The 21,391-nt window shown below is 45.4% G+C and carries 22 protein-coding genes; 18 read left to right on the forward strand and 4 right to left on the reverse strand.

Annotation, left to right across the window (positions count from 1 at the left end; all coding sequences use genetic code 11):
* The first annotated feature begins 6 nt into the window (after positions 1-6).
* On the forward strand, positions 7-1,404 hold the full coding sequence (locus ACQ76X_RS15830) for an LLM class flavin-dependent oxidoreductase (RefSeq protein WP_438494957.1): 1,398 nt from the start codon (positions 7-9) through the stop codon (positions 1,402-1,404).
* 262 nt (positions 1,405-1,666) lie between these two features.
* Here the strand turns inward: ACQ76X_RS15830 and ACQ76X_RS15835 are convergent, their stop codons facing one another.
* Both ACQ76X_RS15835 and ACQ76X_RS15840 read right to left on the reverse strand, forming a co-directional pair.
* Complete coding sequence (locus ACQ76X_RS15835; protein WP_342438856.1) at positions 1,667-2,353, reverse strand: PspA/IM30 family protein; 687 nt, start codon at positions 2,351-2,353, stop codon at positions 1,667-1,669.
* A gap of 60 nt (positions 2,354-2,413) precedes the next feature.
* The gene (locus ACQ76X_RS15840; protein ID WP_438494958.1) at positions 2,414-2,632 is read right to left on the reverse strand and encodes a PspC domain-containing protein; all 219 of its coding nucleotides are present in this window, start codon (positions 2,630-2,632) and stop codon (positions 2,414-2,416) included.
* Positions 2,633-3,007: 375 nt separating this feature from the next.
* On the opposite strand from ACQ76X_RS15840, the gene ACQ76X_RS15845 reads away from it, so the two are divergent.
* The gene (locus tag ACQ76X_RS15845) at positions 3,008-3,637 is read left to right on the forward strand and encodes a YfbR-like 5'-deoxynucleotidase (protein ID WP_038587382.1); all 630 of its coding nucleotides are present in this window, start codon (positions 3,008-3,010) and stop codon (positions 3,635-3,637) included.
* Between the two features lie 66 nt (positions 3,638-3,703).
* On the opposite strand, the gene ACQ76X_RS15850 is transcribed toward ACQ76X_RS15845, so the two are convergent.
* On the reverse strand, positions 3,704-3,973 hold the full coding sequence (locus tag ACQ76X_RS15850) for a CPBP family glutamic-type intramembrane protease (RefSeq protein ID WP_438494988.1): 270 nt from the start codon (positions 3,971-3,973) through the stop codon (positions 3,704-3,706).
* On the reverse strand, positions 3,955-4,344 hold the full coding sequence (locus ACQ76X_RS15855) for a hypothetical protein (protein ID WP_438494959.1): 390 nt from the start codon (positions 4,342-4,344) through the stop codon (positions 3,955-3,957). Before ACQ76X_RS15855 ends, ACQ76X_RS15850 begins: the two co-directional genes overlap by 19 nt.
* Before the next feature lie 127 nt (positions 4,345-4,471).
* On the opposite strand from ACQ76X_RS15855, the gene ACQ76X_RS15860 reads away from it, so the two are divergent.
* From ACQ76X_RS15860 to ACQ76X_RS15935, 16 genes are all read left to right on the forward strand, one after another.
* The gene (locus ACQ76X_RS15860) at positions 4,472-4,906 is read left to right on the forward strand and encodes a peptidase M56 (RefSeq protein WP_438494960.1); all 435 of its coding nucleotides are present in this window, start codon (positions 4,472-4,474) and stop codon (positions 4,904-4,906) included.
* Positions 4,907-4,935: 29 nt separating this feature from the next.
* Positions 4,936-5,748, forward strand: coding sequence for a protein phosphatase 2C domain-containing protein (locus tag ACQ76X_RS15865; RefSeq protein WP_438494961.1), 813 nt, complete (start codon positions 4,936-4,938; stop codon positions 5,746-5,748).
* 140 nt (positions 5,749-5,888) lie between these two features.
* Positions 5,889-6,650, forward strand: a complete 762-nt coding sequence (locus tag ACQ76X_RS15870) for a class I SAM-dependent methyltransferase (RefSeq protein WP_438494962.1) — start codon at positions 5,889-5,891, stop codon at positions 6,648-6,650.
* Positions 6,651-6,668: 18 nt separating this feature from the next.
* Entirely contained in the window at positions 6,669-7,193 is a 525-nt protein-coding gene (locus tag ACQ76X_RS15875; protein WP_438494963.1) for a chloramphenicol phosphotransferase CPT family protein, read from the forward strand.
* 275 nt (positions 7,194-7,468) lie between these two features.
* The gene (locus ACQ76X_RS15880; RefSeq protein ID WP_438494964.1) at positions 7,469-8,335 is read left to right on the forward strand and encodes a helix-turn-helix domain-containing protein; all 867 of its coding nucleotides are present in this window, start codon (positions 7,469-7,471) and stop codon (positions 8,333-8,335) included.
* A gap of 83 nt (positions 8,336-8,418) precedes the next feature.
* A complete protein-coding gene (locus ACQ76X_RS15885; RefSeq protein ID WP_438494965.1) occupies positions 8,419-9,831 on the forward strand; it encodes an ADP-ribosylglycohydrolase family protein in 1,413 nt (470 codons plus the stop codon).
* A 365-nt stretch (positions 9,832-10,196) separates the two neighbouring features.
* Positions 10,197-11,174 (forward strand): PHP domain-containing protein, encoded by a 978-nt coding sequence (locus tag ACQ76X_RS15890; protein ID WP_438494966.1) that lies wholly within the window; start codon positions 10,197-10,199, stop codon positions 11,172-11,174.
* A 2-nt stretch (positions 11,175-11,176) separates the two neighbouring features.
* On the forward strand, positions 11,177-12,133 hold the full coding sequence (locus ACQ76X_RS15895) for a PHP domain-containing protein (protein WP_438494967.1): 957 nt from the start codon (positions 11,177-11,179) through the stop codon (positions 12,131-12,133).
* Positions 12,134-12,141: 8 nt separating this feature from the next.
* Positions 12,142-13,494 (forward strand): MATE family efflux transporter, encoded by a 1,353-nt coding sequence (locus tag ACQ76X_RS15900; protein WP_438494968.1) that lies wholly within the window; start codon positions 12,142-12,144, stop codon positions 13,492-13,494.
* 11 nt (positions 13,495-13,505) lie between these two features.
* Positions 13,506-14,609 (forward strand): 2-aminoethylphosphonate--pyruvate transaminase, encoded by a 1,104-nt coding sequence (gene phnW / locus ACQ76X_RS15905; protein WP_438494969.1) that lies wholly within the window; start codon positions 13,506-13,508, stop codon positions 14,607-14,609.
* Between the two features lie 18 nt (positions 14,610-14,627).
* The gene (phnX, locus tag ACQ76X_RS15910; RefSeq protein WP_438494970.1) at positions 14,628-15,440 is read left to right on the forward strand and encodes a phosphonoacetaldehyde hydrolase; all 813 of its coding nucleotides are present in this window, start codon (positions 14,628-14,630) and stop codon (positions 15,438-15,440) included.
* Entirely contained in the window at positions 15,430-16,797 is a 1,368-nt protein-coding gene (locus ACQ76X_RS15915) for an aspartate aminotransferase family protein (RefSeq protein ID WP_438494971.1), read from the forward strand. Before phnX ends, ACQ76X_RS15915 begins: the two co-directional genes overlap by 11 nt.
* 118 nt (positions 16,798-16,915) lie before the next feature.
* Complete coding sequence (locus ACQ76X_RS15920) at positions 16,916-18,328, forward strand: hypothetical protein (protein WP_438494972.1); 1,413 nt, start codon at positions 16,916-16,918, stop codon at positions 18,326-18,328.
* Positions 18,329-18,446: 118 nt separating this feature from the next.
* The gene (locus ACQ76X_RS15925; protein ID WP_438494973.1) at positions 18,447-19,337 is read left to right on the forward strand and encodes a carbohydrate ABC transporter permease; all 891 of its coding nucleotides are present in this window, start codon (positions 18,447-18,449) and stop codon (positions 19,335-19,337) included.
* 217 nt (positions 19,338-19,554) lie between these two features.
* Complete coding sequence (locus tag ACQ76X_RS15930; RefSeq protein WP_156130827.1) at positions 19,555-20,202, forward strand: carbohydrate ABC transporter permease; 648 nt, start codon at positions 19,555-19,557, stop codon at positions 20,200-20,202.
* Complete coding sequence (locus ACQ76X_RS15935; RefSeq protein ID WP_438494974.1) at positions 20,199-21,293, forward strand: ABC transporter ATP-binding protein; 1,095 nt, start codon at positions 20,199-20,201, stop codon at positions 21,291-21,293. Before ACQ76X_RS15930 ends, ACQ76X_RS15935 begins: the two co-directional genes overlap by 4 nt.
* Positions 21,294-21,391 lie beyond the last annotated feature (98 nt).

The raw sequence follows: 21,391 nt of genomic DNA on the forward strand, positions 1-21,391 counted from the left end.
ATGGATATGACCAAGCCAAGACAACTGAAACTGGGGGCGCTGCTGCACGGGGTAGGAGGAAGCACCTCGATGTGGCGTCATCCTGAAGCCCAGCCGGATGCGAGTGTGAACTTTGAGCTCTACAAGAAGTGGGTGCAAAAGGCCGAGAAAGGGAAGCTGGACCTGATCTTTATAGCGGACGGTTTATACATTAATGAGAAATCCATTCCCCATTTCCTGAACCGGTTCGAGCCATTGACCATTCTCAGCGCCTTGGCTGCCGTCAGCAGCAGAATAGGCCTGGTAGGAACCTTGTCGACCTCCTACAGTGAGCCCTTTACCGTAGCCCGCCAGTTCGGATCTCTGGATGTGATCAGCGGTGGACGGGCAGGCTGGAATGTTGTAACTTCTCCGCTGGAGGGCTCTGCTTTAAATTACAGCAAGAAGGAGCATCCTGACCATGGCAAACGCTACCGCATCGCCGCGGAATATTTGGAGGTGGCGCGCGGATTATGGGATTCCTGGGAGGATGACGCGTTTGTACGCGATAAGGAGAGCGGCGTCTTTTTTGATCCGGACAAGGTACACACGCTGGATCATCAAGGAGAATTCTTCTCTGTAAAAGGACCGCTGAATATTGCCCGCTCGAAGCAGGGACAGCCGGTTGTATTCCAGGCAGGTTCTTCAGAGGTCGGAAAGAATTACGCCTCGAAAGAGGCCGATGCCATCTTTACCGGACATGACACGCTGGAGGAAGCGCAGGCATTCTACCGGGATGTGAAGGCCCGGATTGCTTCGTTCGGCCGGAATCCCGAGGAGGTGCTGATCTTCCCGGGCATTGCGCCTATCATTGGTGATACCCCGGAGGAAGCGGAGCGCAAATACCAGGAGGTTGCCGGCCTCGTGACGATTGAGAACGCGCTGAACTATCTGGGCAGATTCTTTGAACATCATGATTTCTCACAGTATCCGCTGGATGAGCCGTTTCCGGAGCTTGGCGAATTGGGCCGAAACAGCTTCCAGAGCGGAACGGACAAAATCAAGAAAAATGCCAAGGAGCAAGGCTTGACACTGCGCCAGGTCGCTCTGCAATCCGCTACCCCGCGCAGCAGCTTTATTGGCACACCGGAGCAGGTGGCAGATCAAATCCAGCACTGGTTTGAGTCCGGTGGGGCAGACGGCTTTATGATAGCTGCCGCTGTACCGAGCGGCCTGGAGGAATTCGTGGACCGGGTGGTGCCGATTTTGCAGGAACGGGGACTGTTCCGTAACGAATACGAAAGCGATACACTGCGCGGAAATCTCGGTATACCGGTACCGGAGAATCGTTATTCCAAGTCGACGGAGCCCGCAGGACGAATTGAGGAAAAGGTCAGCTGGTTTAACAGGCAGTTTAATCCTGATACCCCTGATTATAGAGATTGAACTTAAAAACTTGAGATAAGGGAAAGGAGCAACGGAGGGGGATTTTGGAACTGGAGGAGTGGTAGCGTCCGCCTTTGTCTTCGGATTTCTACCGTTAATAGCGGTTAAAATCAAGAAATTTGAAGACAACAGCGGCCGGAAGTCCAAATATTCACCGTAGTTGCGACTGATCCTGTACTCTATAACCTTAAGTTCAATCTATATAGTACACAAAAAAGGATACTCTCCCTTGAAAGGGAAGTATCCTTTTTGTGTATTTTAGTTACTTGCTGCTGTCCGTTTTCTTGCTGCGGAGCCGTTCCAGCTCGGCTTCTACTGCACTGTTAACCGGGGAATCAGCTGCTTCAGCAGAATGGTGTGCGGAGGTTTCCGCAAGGGCTTCCCATTCGCTGATTTTGTCTTCCATCCGTTCGAAGCCGCGTGATGCCGTACCGGCGTTGATAACGTGGCCCCGGGTTCCGGGATAAGCAGGGTGACCGCTGTTCTGAGCCTGCTGTCTCGCCAGTTCCTCCGCTTTGCGCGCACGGGCAGCCAGCTCGGTTCTTTTGGCTTTCAAGCGCTCATGCTCTGCTTTGGCACTTTGGATGCTGACTTCCAGGGCAGCCAGAGTCTGCCGGGTTTCTTCCAGACCTGCCGTGCATTCTGCTTCGCTTTCCAGGTAGCGTAGCTTAGCCATTACTGCGGCTCTGGCTGCAGGCTCATTTCCTTCGCTCATTGCTTTGACCGCATCCGCTTCACTGCGTTCCGCAAGGATTTGATATTCGGAGATACGACGCTCCAGCACATTGGCAGCTGCCTTGAATTCGCGTTGTTTATTTTCAGCGCCTGTAATTTTATCATCGAGTTCCCGCAAATATTGTCCAGTCAGCAGAATCGGATCCTCCAGTTTATTCAGACCTTCGTGAATTGCTGCCTTTGTCAGGGTGGTGATTCTTTGGAATATGCTCATGTTCATTTCTCCTTTAGGTTTGGATGAATTTAATAGTTTCAATGGTTTAATTTAAATTGATTAAAAAGAATGGTAGTCATCCGTGAAGCTAGTAATAGGCTCTTTAGGGACAATGAGGCTGGCCACTATATAAATGAGAGCAACGGTGCCGAAGCTGAAGACGGCAGTGACCGCAACAAGCAGTCTAACAAGTGTGGCGTCAATGTTCAGTGTACGGGCCAATCCTCCGCATAAGCCGGTAAGCTTTTTGTCTCTTTCGGAACGGAATAGTTTTGTCATGGTTGAATCGCGTCCTCTCCATTGGGATTTACCAGAATGAATCTTTTTTTAATATCCGGTGTCTATGTACTTATTGTAAGGCTATATGAAGTTCGGCAAAACGGCCTGAAGACTGTTTTTCAATCCAGACCTGAGGCGGGGAAAGGTTCCGCAGTAAGGCGGGGATGAACGAGTACAACGGGGAACGGAAGGCCTTCTGCCATTTGTAATATGTTGTGCCAGGAGAACGCCCTTCTCTCTTTTAACATAAGACGTCAACTGATTAATCCGCATTTAACAATGGGGACCTATACTGTTATTATCTCTATTCCTCCAATAGCTTAAGAGATTGTAAACAGCCGGATCATATGATGAAGATAAGGGAGGACTGGCCCCATGGGTATTCATAAATATTTCCGCTCTCTGAACGAACTGGAACGGATCATCCGCTGTCCGGGGAAATTCAAATTCGAGGAGCACAGTGTAGCGGCCCATTCCTGGAAGGTCGTGCAGTACGCCAAAACCTTGGCAGATATCGAAGAAAAGCATGGTGCAGTTATTGACTGGAAGAAGCTATACGAGATTACGAGCAGCCACGATTACGGTGAAATCTTTATCGGCGATATTAAAACACCGGTCAAACATTCCTCGCTGCAGCTGCGTTCTTTAATCCAGCAGGTCGAGGAAGGTATGGTCCACAATTTCATTGAAGAGCATATTCCCGAGGATTTCAAAAGCATCTTCTTCCATCAATTGCGTGAAGGCAAGGATGAATCGCTGGAGGGGTTGATTCTGGAGGTAGCCGACAAGATGGATCAGGTCTACGAGGCATTCGCCGAACTGCAAAGAGGTAATACGGAAAAGGAATTTGTGGTTATGTACCGCAATGCCCTGATCAAGATCAAGAACATAGACCTGAAATGCGTGGAATATTTCCTGGCTGAGATTTTGCCGGATATGGTCAATGAGGAAACACTGTCCTCCATCGATATCAAACGGATCACGGAAGAGGCACTGGCTCTGTAGTTTAGGGTCGGGGGCTTTTTTTTGTATACATAGAAATAAATGAAGAGCGAAACTGGGCAGCAGAGATCAGCTATACATAGAGTTGGATTGTTTCTTAGCGATCAAATATACATAAAAGGCCGCTGAACCGTTAAAAGCGATATGCAGTGGGACAGTGAGCGCAATAGACTCTGTCACCTGGGCGATTAGCCCAAAGAACAGCCCGCCAGCAAATGCGAATATCATAAATCTGATGCTCTGGCTGTTCAGTTTATAATATTGCAAATGGGAGACTGCAAACAGCGCAGCTGTGATTACGACAGCGAAGCTGAGTTCGATTACAGGCGTATGATGAATTTGCCGAGGCTGTGATGACGGGTGAGAACAGGCAGGGCCAGCCCTCGGAAGGCAATCTCTTCGAGCACGGGATAGATAATCACGAAGTTGAACCGGTCAAACCTGCCTGCGGGAGAATAGCCGGAGGATCTCGAGATGAGGCAATTGACAATCAGAATGATAAAGAACAAAGGCAGCACCGTAGATAGATTCTTCGGGAAGCTGTAGATATAAGTGTTTTTTATTAATAAGCTTGCAATGATAACCATAATTCCCCAATAATAGACAGAGAACCGTAGATGCTGCTTATAGATAAGCCCAATTACGCTTTGAACAATCCTGAACGAAAACGATAATAGAATCACAATGAACAAAGACCACAGCATTTGCACTTCAGTCCTCCCGGCGGTTTATAGCATAGTTAATTTGATTTTCTTGCTTTACGGATTGGATAGATATGACAAATATAACATGAAGAAAGCGTGTGGGTATATGAAAAAACGGGGCTGAAGAGATCAGGTGGCGGCGTTCGGTGTTGAATCTACGGACTTGTCTTCACTGACGATTAATGGAATCGCTGTAAGCGAGAATATCGCGGATGTGCAGTGGGATGTGTACAAGAAGAATCCAAGTTTTGTGGATAAAAGCACTAAAGCTGCTGAATACAGATATTATGAGGATTTCCTCGTTGTCTATGAAAGTGACGGAGCCATTATCAAATTAAAAACCTTGTCTGAGCATGGAATAATGAGCCAAGCCGGTGACGAGCTGACAGTGCTGAACGAGGTGGAAAGCAAACTGGGAGACCAATACAAGGTTCAAAGCTACGACTCCGCTCAGGGCCTAAAAGCAAGGGCGTATTACGACAAAGAAAACCGGATCAAAGCAAGCTTCGTGTATCCTAAAAATGCCCCGGACGATAAGATCGTCTGGTCCATTGTAGAGAGGTATTAAAGTGAATAGATAGGAGATAGAGGCGAAATATGGAACGGGATAAGATTAAGTTTAGCTGGGTGGGCAGTCACGCAATGTACCTTGACGATCCTGCGGCCATGAATTTTGGTAATATGGCTATCGGCTGTTATGGCGGAAATACTGCAGCAGGTGCGGACAAAAACGAAGACGGCCTCTTTGTATTGCTTGACCCGGACGGAAGCTGGGAGTTTGTTATGTTGCTGGATGCCCATAAAACGGCAGAAAGTGCAGATCTGCTGGTTAGCACCATTGACAGTGCAGCCAGTGAAATTACCGGACATCTATCACAGCCCATATCAAAGGCTTTTGATGCTTTACAGGAGTATCTATTATCCCTCTTTACCTCGGAAGCCTTCATTAACAGATGCAGGGAAGTGACCGGTGAAACGGCATGCCTGATCTGCGCCCGCAAAGAGAATTACATATGGTGGCTGTCTGTCGGTGACAACTCGCTCTACCTGCTTCATCCGGACCTCGCTGCCCGGGGGCAATTCTTACTGAACCAGCGGAATTATTATGAATGGATCGGGTATGCCAACACCTTTGCCCAGCCTGTTCCCTGCTATTCAACTGGAGTCAGAGAACTGAGAGAAGGACATCAAGTGCTCGTCATGACGACTGACGGTCTTCTGGAATATGGGGCACAGTCCTATGCAAATCCGCAAAAGCTGTTTGATGCTTTCTATTCGGCAAGGGATATGAAGGAGTGCATCGGTGCTGCGCTAATGGAGGTACATCAGGAAAAAGGCCGTGACAGTGCAACTGTCATTGCCTGGAGCTTCGATAATAAGATGACAGCAACAATGCCAAGTGACCAGTGAGTGTTAATCGAAACTTGACCCACAATTACAGAATTGGATTGGATAAAAGTCACTTTAATCCAGCTTTTCGTTACATTTATCCCTTATATTGTATGAATGATTCTTTATACTAACATTATCTAAGTTGAAAAGAGGGATAAATGATGAGTAAAGCGGGTGCTTTTGCAGCGGCATTGGATTCCTATTGGCATTATACGCAAATGCCTTGGGGCCGATTATTTTATCAGACGGCTTGGGATCAAATAGACCGGTTCTTAGGTGAGCAAGCACAAGCTATATTGGACATCGGCTGCGGCTTCGGTATTTCCAGTAATGAGTACAGCAGGAAAGGGCATCGGGTAACTGCGGTAGAGCCTGCCCATGAGATGATCGAGCTCGCCAAAAAGGCTGGACCGGAAGTGTCTTATTTGGAGAATTCTTTTGAAGAGGCATCCGGGAGTTTGGGGAAATACGATTGGATCTTTTGCCATAACATTCTTGAATATACGGAGGATCCACAGCCTTTTATCCAGCAGATCAGCAACTGCCAAGCCACAAATGGCTACTTGTCACTGATCGCTCATAATCCGGTGGCGAAGGTAATGAAAAAGGCAATTCTCAATAAAGATCCTGAAGATGCGCTTGCAAGTATAGGCAGCAGCCGGGAGTATAGCGGAATTATTCAAACGGATATCACAGTATATCCTTACTCTCAGTTAGTGGAATGGCTCAACGTAGCGGGTTATGAGATTGAAGGTCATTTTGGAATACATAATCTGTACGGATATATCGCTGACAATGAGCTTAAACAGACTGAAGAATGGCATAACCAGACCAAGCGGCTGGAGCTTGAAATCGGCAATCACAGTCCATACAGGGATATAGCCATATTTACACATATTATCGCTAAGAAAAGCAATTAATTACCGGAGGAGTTAAGCATGAAAAAGGGGAATATCATTTTATTAAATGGAGTTTCAAGCTCCGGCAAGACAACGGTAGCCAAGGCATTATTAAACAAACTGCCGGATTACTTCCATTATAGTCTAGATAGTTTCGACCTTGTCATCGAACAGATGGAGGACCGGGACAATAATCGGCTAATTCCTGTTGCAACAGAGTATTATTTCCACCGGACGATCGCGATGTTCGCGGATACCGGGGTTAATCTTATCGTGGACCATGTGATCAATGACGCCTTTACAAGAGAGGACTGGCAAAAAAGCCTGTCCGGATATCCGGTGATGTCTGTGGGCGTGTTTTGCCCGCTAGATGAGCTTGAGCGCAGGGAAAAGGAAAGAGGAGACCGCAGAATCGGGCAAGCCAAAGAGCAGCTGGAGTTTGTCCATAAGGAAGAGGTGTATGACCTGGAGGTCGATACATTTAGGGATGGTTTGGAAGGTTGTGTGGAGAAAATCCTTCAGCAGATGCAAGCAGAGCTATATAGATTGAACTTAAGGTTTTAGAGTACAAGATCAGTCGCAATTACGGTGAATATTTGGACTTCCGGCCGCTGTTGTCGTAAGAATTTCTTGATTTTAACCGCAAATAGCGGTAGAAATCCGAAGACAAAGGCGGACACTACCGCTCCTCCAGTTCCAAAATCCCCCTCCGTTGCTCCTTTCCTTTATCTCAAGTTTTTAAGTTCAATCTATATAGAATAGACTTCTTCTTCGCGTTATATCCCTATTTACACCGCTTATGCTACTCTATGATTATTGGACGATAGGAGGGTGAATGCATGAGCGAAGGAGAGCAATTAAACATACAGTATGAGCATGAAATACCCGTTAATGCTTTTGTTTGGTCACCGAACACATTCATGCAGCCCCTGCATTACCATTCCAGTCTAGAGATCGGCTGTTGTATTTCGGGAAAGGGATGGTTTCATTTCGGAGAAAACACGTACCCTGTTCAGGTTGGGGATGTATTCATAGTTAACCATTCGGAGCTGCATATTGCCTGGTCAGATGAAGAGGACCCAAGTACATATATCTTTCTGAATTTCGATCCAGGGTTGTTGCTTACAGAGGACGAGAGGCTCCTGATTCCTTTCTGTTATTCTAACGGACTCTATCAGAACCGGATTCCACACAGCGAACCCCTAGCCATTGAATTAAGACAACTCATCGAACGGGTCCGATCCGAGCTTGTCGATAAACAGGAGGGTTACTCCAGCATGGTAAAAGCAACCCTGCTGCATATATGTACCCTCCTGCTTCGGAATCGCTCGATCCCACTGCAACAGAAGGATTGGCAGAAGCTGACACGTACGATCAGGGAGTACCGGAAACTGATGGATTACATTAAGGAACATTACACGGAAGCTTTAACCCTTCAGGAGGTTGCTAAATATCTGGGAGTCAGCCCCTCACGTGCAAGCCATGTATTTCTAGAAGCAACCGGGCGCCATTTCAAGGATTGCCTCCTGCAGGTCCGATTGAACGAGGCGAAGCGTTTACTCGTGAATAGCAGCCTGGATGTCACGGAAGTATGCTTCTCGAGTGGGTTTCAAAGCGTATCGACGTTCTACCGTTTATTTGGGTCAATCATTGGGCTTTCTCCTATTGAATACCGGCAGCAATATCAAACATTTCGCAATATTTGAGAATTTCCCTATAGTTATTGAGAAGCCTCTCCTCCAAACGGGTTCTATAATGAATATAAAATACAAAGTTTGGGGTGCGGATCATGGCAGGATGGGATAGTTTACAGCGCTTGGTGAAAGAAGAGGTTATTCAGCGCAGAGATGAGGGCTGCAATACAGAGGGCTTTATTGAAAAGATAGAGGCGGCAGGCAATGATCGTGAGCAATTGATGGCAATATATGAACAATTGATGAGGCTTCCGATTAGACCGGATTTCCCGTTTGTCGAGCCATCTGAATTGGAAGAAATCCGTAAAAAGCGTCCAGAAGGGCCGAGAGTGCTTCATCCGCAACATTCCGAGTCAGTCTGGCGGGACAAATTTTATGGAGCATGGCTTGGACGGAGTGTTGGTTGTGCACTTGGCAAACCCCTTGAGCAGTGGGAATATATGGCCGGCAGCTTCGGCAATCCAGGCTGGAAGAATGTTCAACTTTGGTTCCAAGGTGCAGACGCATGGCCGATAACGACTTACGTACCTGCCCAATCCCGTGCACAAAAGGAAGTTGGCCTGAACATTGCTAATGTCTCCCCTAAGAGCCTGTGTGAAAACATCCGCTACATGGAGAGCGACGATGATATCCGGTATACGGTCCTTGGCCTCATTATGCTGGAAGAAAAAGGGCTGGAGTGGGATTCTTGGGATGTGGGTCTGTTATGGCATAGAGTTTTGTCTTATTCTCAGGTATGTACAGCTGAGACGCAGGCGTATTTAAACTTTGCGCAGGTAACTTCACATCTTAACAATTTATTGAAAAATGAAGGGAATGCCCGGAATTCAGACTGGGAACAGCAGAAGGATTGGGTCCGTACCTATCTGAATCCTTATCGCGAATGGATCGGCGCCCAGATTCGGGCAGACGGATTAGCTTATGGTGCAGCCGGGAAACCGGAGCTAGCGGCTGAACTGGCTTGGCGTGATGCTTCTTTCTCTCATGTAAAGAACGGCATATATGGAGAAATGTTTGTAGCAGCCATGATTGCTGCTGCATTCTCGGAACGCGATCCTGAGCGGATCGTCGAAATCGGCTTAAGCGAGATTCCTGCTGCCAGCAGATTGGCGAAGGATGTTAGGGAGGCTGTTGCGATTGCACGTAGCACGAAGGATCAAGTGGAGTTGGTTGACCGGATATGGGAAGCCTTCAAACACTATAATCCGGTTCATACCAACAACAATGCGGCTTTGGTGGCGGCTTCACTGATCTTCGGTCAAGGGGACTTCGAAAAAGCCATTACCACAGCGGTTCTGGGTGGCTGGGATACAGATTGCAACGGGGCCACAATTGGCTCTATTATGGGAGCTATGTTGGGAGCAGAGGCAATCCCTAGCTCATGGACTGCACCATTAAATGATATCCTGTATGCAGAAATCAATGGTTTCCATCCCATCCCGATTTCTGAATGTGCTACCCGGAGCTTTGAGGTGTTTAAGAAGCTGAACCCTGACTCCTGTTGCTAATAAAGAATAACATGGAAACCTAAAAGGTCTAGCAACCTTTTAGGTTTCTTTAGTTTGTACAAAGGTATTGCTGCTTGCTGTATTTATGATTACGCATAATATTGGACTAACAAAAGCAGAGTATGATTGAAAATATAATATTTATTGCTCTGAGAAACGGGAGACGTCCATAAAAGAACTCTTCCGTTTCTATTTTTATGTCCGTAAGCCGCAATTTTATTAACGGATGATGAATTTTGTTAGCCCACTGTTAATTATAAGCGAATGGCTTGAAAGGCTCTTACTCCAGGTTGTATGATCAAAATAACAACAGAAAACAAAGTGAAAACACATGAAAACAACGTAAATTATTAGGAGGGCAAGTTATGATTAATAGAGTTTATTTAGACCGGGAAAAGACTAAATATAAAGGCAACCTGCATCTTCATACCACTTGGTCGGATGGCAGTTTACCTGCAGTACAAGTAGTAGAAGCTTTTAAAGCCAAGGGCTATCATTTCATTTCGATTACCGACCACGATATTTATGCCAGAACGGAAGAATTCAATACGGTTGACTTCGTCACTCTCCCAGGGATGGAAAGAGGGGGATTAAACCAGGTTGCAGATAAAAATCCAGGCTACCATTTTGGTGTGTTAAATGATCCTACCGCAGATTCAGAGCTGGAAAGATTCAAACATTTAGAGCAGTTCCCGGTGCCGATTCCATGGGTTGGGGACCACTCGCCCCAACTGCTTATTGACGAAATGCGGGCGCACGGGAATTTGGTTATCTTCAACCATCCGGAATGGCACTTGACTCGATTTGAAGACATGGTTAAATATGATGGATTTTTCGCAATAGAGATTTACAACCATGCTACGGAGTGGTCGACCGCAAGCTCTTATGGCGCAGCTTATTGGGATCATGCGTTGCAGAATGGCAAACGAGTATTCGGTATTGCTGCGGATGATTCTCATGAACATGATCCGAATTGGAGAATCCATGAGTACGGAGGGGGCTGGGTACAGGTACAATCGGCAGCGCTGAACCCAGTGGACCTTGTGAAAAGCTTGAAGCAAGGTGAATTTTATTCCAGCAGCGGTCCGGAAATTTACGATCTGCGGGTGATGGACGGCAAACTCACGATCGAGTGCTCTCCCTGTAAATTTATTATGTTTAAATCATTTCCCCAAAGAGGAGCTTTTTTAGGGGATTTTGAGAGCGGTGAGCCATTGACTCAAGCGTCCATGGAGGTCGATAAGGATATGCAATATATTCGCGTGGAATGTATTGACTTCGCAGGGAAGGTGGCATGGTCCAACCCTGTATTTGTATCCGATTTGCTGCAGGGAGGAGAATAGCTATGAAGTCAAAAATCTATTTAGACGAGAGTAAGCGCAAATTTAAAGGGAATCTCCATACCCATTCAACTCGCAGTGATGGGCAATATGCTCCTGAGGTTGTAATCGAAGCTTATAAGAATAAGGGTTATGACTTCATGTGTTTAAGCGATCATGAAATTTATTTCAAATCCGATAGCTATGACGACGACAAATTTATCATGCTGGATGGTTATGAAATGGCATGTGAAATGAGCAGGAAAGAAACGGGCCAGCAATACCATATACACGGGCTTTTCGATAAATCGCTAGGCTCAGAATACGGATTCGAGCACGACGAAGAACATGCGAAGCCGGAATATAAAAGCTTGGATACGATCCAGGCCCTGATTGAAGAGATGAGGCATAAAGGGAATTTAATTATTATGAATCATCCGGAATGGTCCAGAAACCGCGTTGAGGATTTGCTGAAACTAGAGAACTATTTTGCGGTAGAAATCTATAATCACCAGGCCGAAATCGACGAAGCTGTCGGGTACGGCGTTCACCATTGGGATTATTTATTGAAGAACGGGCGTAAAGTGTTCGGCGTGGCTGCCGATGATGCTCATGGAGGACGAATAGATGAGGTAATCTCGGAATTTTTCGGTGGATGGATTTCGGTCGATGCGGATAAGCTGGAGCAGCAAACGTTGATCACGGCGCTAAAGAGCGGACAGTTCTACTCTTCACAGGGGCCGGAAATTCTGGATCTGCGGGTAGAGAATGGCTTCTTGCAAATCAAATGCTCACCGGTAAAATTCATTAAGTTTATTACACATCCCAATAATGGGCGTGCGTTATATAACAAAGATGCTTCTCCCATTACCAGCGGCGAGTTCAAGATAGAGGGTACAGAGCAGTATATTCGCGTGGAATGCATTGATTTTGAAGGGAATATTGCATGGTCAAATCCAATTTTTCCGGATGAACTGCAATAGGGGCAGAGATGAACGGTTCTGATATGCAATTTCGTAAAGACATGAAGAGGTTAGTCATCCCCTCCGTACTTCAAATGCTACTCGGGAATTCATTTTCTTTGATCAATACATTAATGGTCGGAGGATTAGGGGATACGGCGATTGCCATAACGGCTGCTGTGGGTCAAATCAGCTTTATTCTTGGAATGCTTCTTGCAGCGATTTATGGTATTTCAGCTTACATTACACAATTTTATGGAGTAAAAGACTTTGTAAATGTTAAAAAAGCATTTGGTCTTATGCTGATCTCAAGCATCCTCCTTTCATTGATTGTATTTATTCTAGTTTCTATGTTTAAAGCGCTGTTAATCTCACTTTTTATCCAGGATGAATCGGCAATCGCATATGGTATTCAATATTTATCTGTGATCGTGTTCGTTTTCTTAATTAATTCTATTAAAGATGCATTTAGCAACGCATTGGGTTCGATAGGTAAGGTGAAGCTGACTCTGATTGTTGGGGTTATGGCTATGCTCGTCAATATTTTACTGGACTATGCGCTTATTTACGGGAAGCTTGGTTTTCCTGTGTACGGTATTGTTGGAGCAGCCTGGTCAACCTTAATATCCTCTATGCTCAGCGCGGTTATTCTACTAGGTTACGTCTATTGGAACAAATATTATTTCAATGTCACGCTGAAAGAAATTCTTTCTATCCGCTGGGATTTCGCCCGAAAAATATACATAACCACACTGCCGCTCTTGTTCCATGAAGGGATGTGGTCGGTTGGCAATATGTTATATGCGGTAGCCTTTGGTCATTTAGGAGTGGCAGCTCTAGCAACTTACCAATTAGCGCTCACATTTAACCGATATTTCATGATGGGAATTTTCGGATTTGCCTACGCAGCCAGAGTCATGATTGGCGAGAAGTTAAGTCAAGTCGAATCGGGTGAATACCTTATCTATGCCCGTAAATTCACGCGGATTGCCCTCTATTCGGGTGTAGTCGTTGGAGCTCTTATACTGCTGCTAAATCCGTACATTGTACATCTATTCCCCAACATTAGCATTGAGGTGCGAACCTCCTTCCGGCATGTGATGGTCATTCAAGCTGTAGTGATGATCATGTTCTTCTTAAATAACCTGTGGATTGTCGGCATGTTCAGAGCAGGCGGCGATAATCTGTACACAATGAAGCTGGTATTAGTCACGACATGGCTGATTGCTCTTCCGTTAGTGTTTGTTGGGGTGTATGTCTTTCACCTGCCCGTCGAGATCGTGTACATGCTGTTTGTTTTCGAGGAAGTTGCGAAGGCAGGTTTTGGCTATTTCAGATACAGATCAAATAAATGGGCAAAAAATCTTGTTCGAAATATGTAGGAGGTACTACGATGGGAGACCACTATTTATTATTAACACCGGGACCGTTATCCACAACACCTTCCGTCAAAGCAGTGATGCTAAAGGACTGGTGTACCTGGGATGACAGTTATAAACATATCGTTCAGTTGATTCGGAGCAAGTTGCTTCATGTAGGCAGAGCATCGGAAACCCGTTATACGTCAGTGTTAATGCAAGGAAGTGGAACCTTCGGAATCGAAGCAACGATTGGAACGGTTATCCCCCAGGATGGCAAACTCCTTATTCTGGCTAATGGAGCGTATGGCAAACGGATCGAACAAATTGCAGGGATACTCGGAATCGGTTACCGAACTTTAGAATTCGCCCCGAACCAAATTATTGATGTAGAGCAAGTGAATATCGTGATGAAGCAAGATCCAGCGATAACTCATGTTGCCTTCGTACATTGTGAGACAACGACAGGTATTCTTAATCCGCTCGAACAGCTGGTAGAGGCGATTAAGAGGCACGGGAAAATAGCTATTGTCGATGCCATGAGCAGCTTTGGAGGGATACCGGTAGAAGTTGAGAAGTGGGGCATTGATTACTTAGTCAGCAGCTCGAATAAATGTATTCAAGGCGTACCTGGCTTCAGCTTTGTTCTCTGTAACAAGGATGAATTGGCAAAGTGTAAGCACAATGCAAGGTCATTATCATTAGATCTGTATGATCAATGGCAAGTGATGGAGCAGGAAGAGGGGAAGTGGCGGTTCACCTCTCCGACGCATGTGGTACGGGCCTTCTCTCAGGCCTTGCTTGAATTAGAGGCAGAAGGCGGAGTCGAGCGGCGTTATGTCAGATATCTTGAGAATCAACAAACACTAGTTCATTTAATGGAAAGTGCAGGATTTAAAACATACCTTCCCGAAGCGCTGCAGTCACCGATTATCACTACGTTCAGGTATCCGGAGTTTGAGCATTTCAGCTTTGAGTCTATGTATCTCTTTCTGAAAGAGCGAGGGTATGTAATCTATCCGGGTAAATTAAGCGACGTACAAGTCTTCCGAATCGGTTCAATTGGCGATGTGCATCTAGAAGATATGGTGGGTTTGTGTGCGGCAATATTGTCCTATGCGACAAACAATGGGGAATGAATGGAGAGCGATTCGTTTATGAAAGTACAAGGACTAATATTGGACTGGGCCGGAACGACGGTCGATTATGGATGTATGGCTCCCGTGCATGTGTTCTTCGATATCTTCCGGATGATTGGGATCGAACCGACGATGGAAGAAGTCAGAGCTCCAATGGGTTGCCTAAAATGGGATCATATCAAGATGATGCTGGAAATGCCGCGGATTCGCAGCCAATTTGAAGAAAAGATGGGGCGTTCATTCACCGACAGCGATGTGGATCAGTTGCATGATGCTTTTGAACCGAAGCTGCTTGAAATCTTACATCGATTTGCCGAACCTATTGAGTATGTTGTCGATACTGTGCAGCAGCTTAGAGAGTCAGGGTTACGAATTGGCGGGACGACAGGATATAACGACACCATGATGCAAATTGTCGCAAGCAGGGCAGAGATGAACGGTTACGCACCGGATTACTGGCTGACTCCTGATTCTGTCCATGGCAGAGGGCGTCCGTATCCTTATATGATCTACGCGAACATGATTCATCTGGATATGGGTATGCCTTCTCAAATTGTAAAAGTTGGGGATACGAAATCAGACATGCAAGAGGCAAGGAATGCCGGAGTATGGGCGGTTGGCATCGTTAAAGGCAGCTCCATATTAGGTTTGACGCAGGAAGAAGTGAATGAGATGGAGCCGGCTGCTTTGAAGCTTCTAGTTGAAGCGGCCAAGCAGCAGTTTATCGAGTATGGAGCGCATGATGTTATTGAGGATATGTCTCAGCTGCCTGGTCACATTGAAACGATTAACAGCCGTTTGATGGGAGGGGACAGACCTCATGGATATTAAGGCTTATCAGAGAAGTGAAGGAGACATTAATCTATCGACAGAACGCGAGCAATGGCAAGAAACGAATTTAAGCCGCCACACTAGAGAAGTTCTAGAAGAAGACAGCCGCTACTTTCTGCATCAATCGATGTCAACGCCTTGTTTGAACGTAATTACAAATGCCGAAGGCATCTATTTAGAAGATCTGGATGGCCGCAAATATATGGATTTTCACGGTAACAGCGTACATCAGGTTGGGCATAAGAACAGTTATGTTATCGATGCGGTCAAGAAGCAATTGGACGAGCTGCCTTTTCTGCCACGGCGTTATACGAGTCCGGTTGCCGTTCAATTAGCACGCAAGCTCGTAGAGCTGGCACCTGGTGATCTGAATAAGGTTCTATTCACACCTGGGGGTACAAGTGCCATCGGAATCGCGATGAAGCTTGTTCGTAAAGCGACGGGAAACTTCAAGACAATTTCTACTTGGGACTCTTTCCACGGGGCAAGCCTAGATGCGATTTCTATAGGAGGAGAAGGTGTATTCCGAAACTATATGGGACCCTTGCTGCCGGGAACAGAGCATATGATGCCTTATAATTCCTATCGCAGCTTCTATGGGGATTCCGATCCTGACGGCTCGAAAACCCTTGATTATCTGGAATACATGTTGAAGCGGGAGGCAGATGTCGGGGCAGTCATCATGGAGCCGGTACGCAGCACAGATGTGCAGATTCCGCCGAAAGCGTACTTCCAAAGATTACGTCAAATATGCGATCAATCCGGTGTTCTGCTTGTGCTGGATGAAATTCCAACAGCCCTCGGGAGAACCGGCAAAATGTTCGTTCACGAGCATTACGATATTGTTCCGGATATTGTGGTTATTGGCAAAGGACTTGGGGGCGGATTATTTCCAATGGCGGGCATCATTGCACGTGAAGGCTTGGATGTAGCTCATGATATTTCCCTCGGGCATTATACCCATGAGAAGAGCTCAGTAGGTTGTGCCGCTGCTCTGGCGACAATCGAATATATTGAGCAGCATGGATTGCTCGAACATGCGCAGCGAATGGGAGTTTATCTGGAGCGGGAGCTGATGGCCATGATGAATAGACATGAAGTTATTGGGGATGTCCGAGTGATTGGAATGCTCGCTGCGATTGAGCTGGTTACCGATCGCCAAACAAAGAAAGAGGCGGTAGAAGGGGCGGAAAAGGTCATGTACCGCTGTATGGAGATGGGACTGAGCTTTAAGGTTTCTAATGGCAATGTGTTAACCTTGGTGCCGCCCTTAATTACAACTCAAGAGCAGCTGCAGCATGCCCTCCATTGTATTGAAACGGCGATATCGCAAGTGTTTACACGTCAAACAACATGAAAACATAATAAAACAACATGAAAACATATATTTAACGTGGAATTAATCCTCTTATTACACTCTAATCTTATACTAATATTGTACTAGATTATAAAAAATGGGATGAGGGGAAATGGAGATGCGGACCAAATTATCCATGCTATTTGTAGTATTGCTAGGATTGACCGTCGTATTGGGAGCATGTAGTGCGAAGAATAATACGGGGAAAGAAACAGCTTCTGCGGCAGATGTTCAGAATAAATCTAATGCACCGAAGGATGCCAAGACGAAAGAAATTATTAAAATTAGTGTAGGTGAGGACGATTACGGTGCCCGGATGTCAAACTATGCAGCTGCTTTTAAAGCCTTAAATGAAGAGTTGACGGCACAAGGCAAAAATGTAGAAGTAGTTGCCGACATTTTGCCGGCTGTTGGTGATGATGAACTTGTTCTACAAGCCCAAGCCGGCCAATACCGCGATATTTCTATGAATTCAAGCCTGGATATTGGCTGGGAACTGGATGCTGGACTTATTCAACCTATTGATTGGCTGAAGGAGTCGGAGGTATTCAAAACTCTTCCTCAAAATCTATGGGATATCATGGAATACCAAGGGCATGTATATGGTGCAATTCAGGATATGGACGCTTCCCCTCTGTATATAAACAAAACAGCTTTAAAAACACTGGGTTGGTCTGATGCGGATATTGAAGGGCTACCGGATCGGGTGCTTAAAGGTGATTGGACGATGGATGATATGCTGAACATTGCTACTGAAGCTGTTGAGAAAAAGGTGACGAAGTACGGCTTGGTAAGTGATGGGCTCGACAACATCAGTGTTCAGGACATCAACAACCAAATGATGGGCTTTGAGCCTTACGATCAGGAACAAAGTAAAGTGATTTTCGATAAAAAGGGCATTACAGATACTTATAGTTTTTGGGAGAATGGAATTAAGAGTGGTGCCATTACGAAGGACTTTGCCGCATTGGAAGATGTGGGCTTCGGATATTATGTCAACGGAGATGTCATGTTTTTCATTGGAGGGACCGGATCATACAATAGTATGAAAGAAGCTTATGGGAAAACAGATAAGGAATTTGAGGATTGGTTTTATGCAAACAGTACCTTTACTCTAATTCCGGCTGGAAGTAAGGGCGGGGAGCCGGGTTCACTGGCCAATCCGCGTCTGTATTATGTCAGCTCCAAGGTAGATGAGCAGAAAATGCCTTATGTTCAACGAATCATTGAATTGGCAATGGCTCCAAATTTACAAATGGACCACACCATAGCATCAGGCAAACTGCCGGTAACAAAATCGGGACAAGAAGATCCGCGGTTTAGTGATTTGAGATTTTTACATGACGTAGCGTACATGCTGGATTATACCAAGGTACGTCCGCCGCATCTTGCCTACCCTGATTATTTGAAGCAGCAAATTAAAGGTCTTGAAGCAATCATGGTTAATGGTGCGTCGGCAGAAGAAGCCTATAAGTTATTCGAAGAAAACTATAAGCAAAATGTGGATCAGGACCAAGTCATTTTCAGATAGCCGGCAGCAACACTTTCGATAATAGAAGAAACAACGGCTTGCATAGTGCAGGATTGTAAAGTCCTCCTATGGCAAGCCGTACATATGAGAGAGGAAGGGGCCAATGAATTTAGCCAGATTGAAGAAAAAATCTTACCCCTATCTGTTTTTGGCGCCGTTTGCGATCTTAACTTTATTATTCTTTGTCATTCCTGCATTTGCGACTATATGGATGTCCACAACAAATCTAGATCGTAAGATGAAGGCGGATTTCATCGGGCTGGGGAATTTCCGGCAAATCCTTGCAGACATTAATTTAATGCCAATCATTAAGATAACCCTGATTTATGTATTTTTCTCCTTAATCCTTACCGTCGCTTTCAGCTTGCTCTTGGCGATTTGCACACAGTATCTGGTGAAAAATAAAAGAATAGGTGCCCTTTATCGTGTCATATGGCTCATTCCGAGCACCATGCCTGGCTTAGTCTATGTTGTATTCTGGAAATATATATTCAACCCGACACCAGGAGGATTTGCGAATAAAGTCATCATGTACTTTGGTCTGGAACAACCGGTATCCTGGTTCAATGAAGCAGGACTATTAATTATTATTGTTGCCGGAGTCATCTCAGGTGCCTCGGGTGGCATGATTCTGTTCTCGGCTTCGATCAATTCAATTCCCGAAGATATATATAAAGCAGCAAGGGTGGATGGAGCCAAAGACCGTTCAATTATTAAGGACATCATACTTCCTGCATTAAAATGGCCGATTATGTACGTTACGGTGACTTCGACGATCGGATTGTTTGCAAGCTATAATTTTATTTTGCTTGCTACGGGAGGCGGCCCCGTGTTTGATACCACAACGTTGGCTCTCTATGGTTATCAGCAGGCCTTTAATCGGTTGGAATATGGATATGGCGCTGCTATATCGGTCATAGTGGTCATTATTTCACTTCTGCTAACCCTGCTGTTATTTCGGATATTTGATTTCAATAAACTGATTCGTCCTCCCCGGATAGAAGACTAACCATACTAGATAAGAGTGGTGAAACCCTGTGAGCTTATGGAAATTCAGCAAACGGAATATGATTCATTTCTTCATGGTCCTGTTAATGCTGCCTATCATTTTTATGATCATTTGGTTATTTGTATCGTCGGTATACAACTATAATTCAGGGAGATTGTCTTGGGAGAATTGGCAGTTTTTAAGGAGATCTTTTGTTCTTGAAGGGATAAGTTTTCCGATGATTTGGCCGATTGTGATGAATACGGTTGTGTTTGGGCTGCTCATCACGGTGATTGACCTTCTGGTCGCTGTTCCAGCAGCGTATGCCTTTTCCAGGTTGAATTTTGTTGGCAAAGGATTTGCTTTGAAATTTCTGTTTATTATGGGGTCCTTTCCCGGGATTACATTATTGATTACAAGCTTTTTTATAATGATGTACTTAGGGCTGCTCAACACCGTATTTGCAGTTGTTGTGCTGTCGGCAGCAGGAATGATTCCTTGGCATGTGTATATTCTGAAGGGGTTTTTTGATGAAGTCTCCTGGGACTTGGAATTCTCCGGCATGATTGACGGGTGCAGCCGTTTCAAATGTCTTTATCAGATTATTCTGCCGAATATGCTGTCGGGCATTTCAGCGATCGCCATCTATGCTTTTATGGGGGCTTACGGGGAATGGCTGCTAATCAAGCTGTTTATTTTCGATAACACCAAATTGACGCTTGCCGGTTACCTGGCCAAACTCATTTTTACAGATGATGATAAGGTTACGAATATTGGGCTAATTACAGCTATTGGACTCTTCTATACCATTCCAATCGGCATATTTTATCTATTCACCCAACGGACGATGATGAAGGTGACCATAGGAGGTTCCAAAGGCGTATGATAAAACTAGAGGGAATATCGAAGAAATTTGGCGATTCAACAGCGCTGGAGAATGTCAGCTTGGATATTAAGCGGGGGGAATTTGTCGCACTTCTAGGGCCATCCGGCTGCGGTAAATCAACCACGTTAATGATCCTGGCCGGACTTCTGCAGCCTACGAGCGGAAAGGTATATTTTGACGGGAAGATCGTAAATCATGTGGAACCTAAGGATAGAGATATCGGGATGGTATTTCAAAGTTACGCGCTCTATCCGCATATGTCTGTCCTTGATAATATTGCATTTCCATTAAAGCAACGGAAAGTGAAGAAAAAAGAACGTTATCAAAAAGCCCAAGAGATTGCTGCAATGCTGCAAATTGATCAATTGACAGAAAGGATGCCAAGCCAGCTCTCAGGCGGACAGCAACAGCGGGTAGCGATGGCCCGGGCACTTGCTAAAGACCCCTTGTTCCTGCTGCTGGATGAACCTATGTCAAATCTGGATGCCCGCTTAAAGGTTGATGTCCGCGACGAAATCCGGCGCCTGCAGCTGAAACTGGGAATCACAACAATTATTGTGACCCATGATCAGGAAGAAGCGATGGCGGTGGCTGATAAAATCGCGATCCTGCAAAATGGGAAAATTCAGCAGTACGGTACACCGGACGAGTTATTTATGAAGCCTGTTAATTTGTTTGTCGCACACTTTATGGGGAATCCGCCAATGAACATCCTGAAATGTGATTTGCTCCGCAACGGAAATGAACGTATATTACGTGGAGATGGTTTTGACTATAAGCTTTTATCGACTAAAAAATTGAACGCTGAATTTAAAGGAACCAAGGTAGCCCTAGGGGCAAGGCCTCATCATCTTCAGATTTCCAAAGTACAGCTGGAGAATAGTATTCCGGCGAAGGTCGTGCTGGTCGAACAGCTTGGGCGGGAGAAATTGATCAAGGTCATGTTGGGCGATAATGAAAACACGACGAATTTTATTCGTATATTAAGCCCTTCTGATCTGAATGTGTCGTATAATGAACGTGTTTATCTTACACTAGACTCTGAGGCTATTCATATTTTCGATGAACAAACCGGCAAGGTCATCACCTAATACGAAATATAAATTTTGAATAGAAGGATGTGTTTCTGTGAGTGCAAGGGCTTAAATTTAGACCATCCTTGAAATTTGTACGTTACTCTATTCCGCAT

The sequence above is a fragment of the Paenibacillus sp. IHBB 3054 genome, from assembly GCF_051594305.1.
In the GTDB taxonomy this organism is placed as follows: Bacteria; Bacillota; Bacilli; order Paenibacillales; family Paenibacillaceae; genus Paenibacillus_AQ.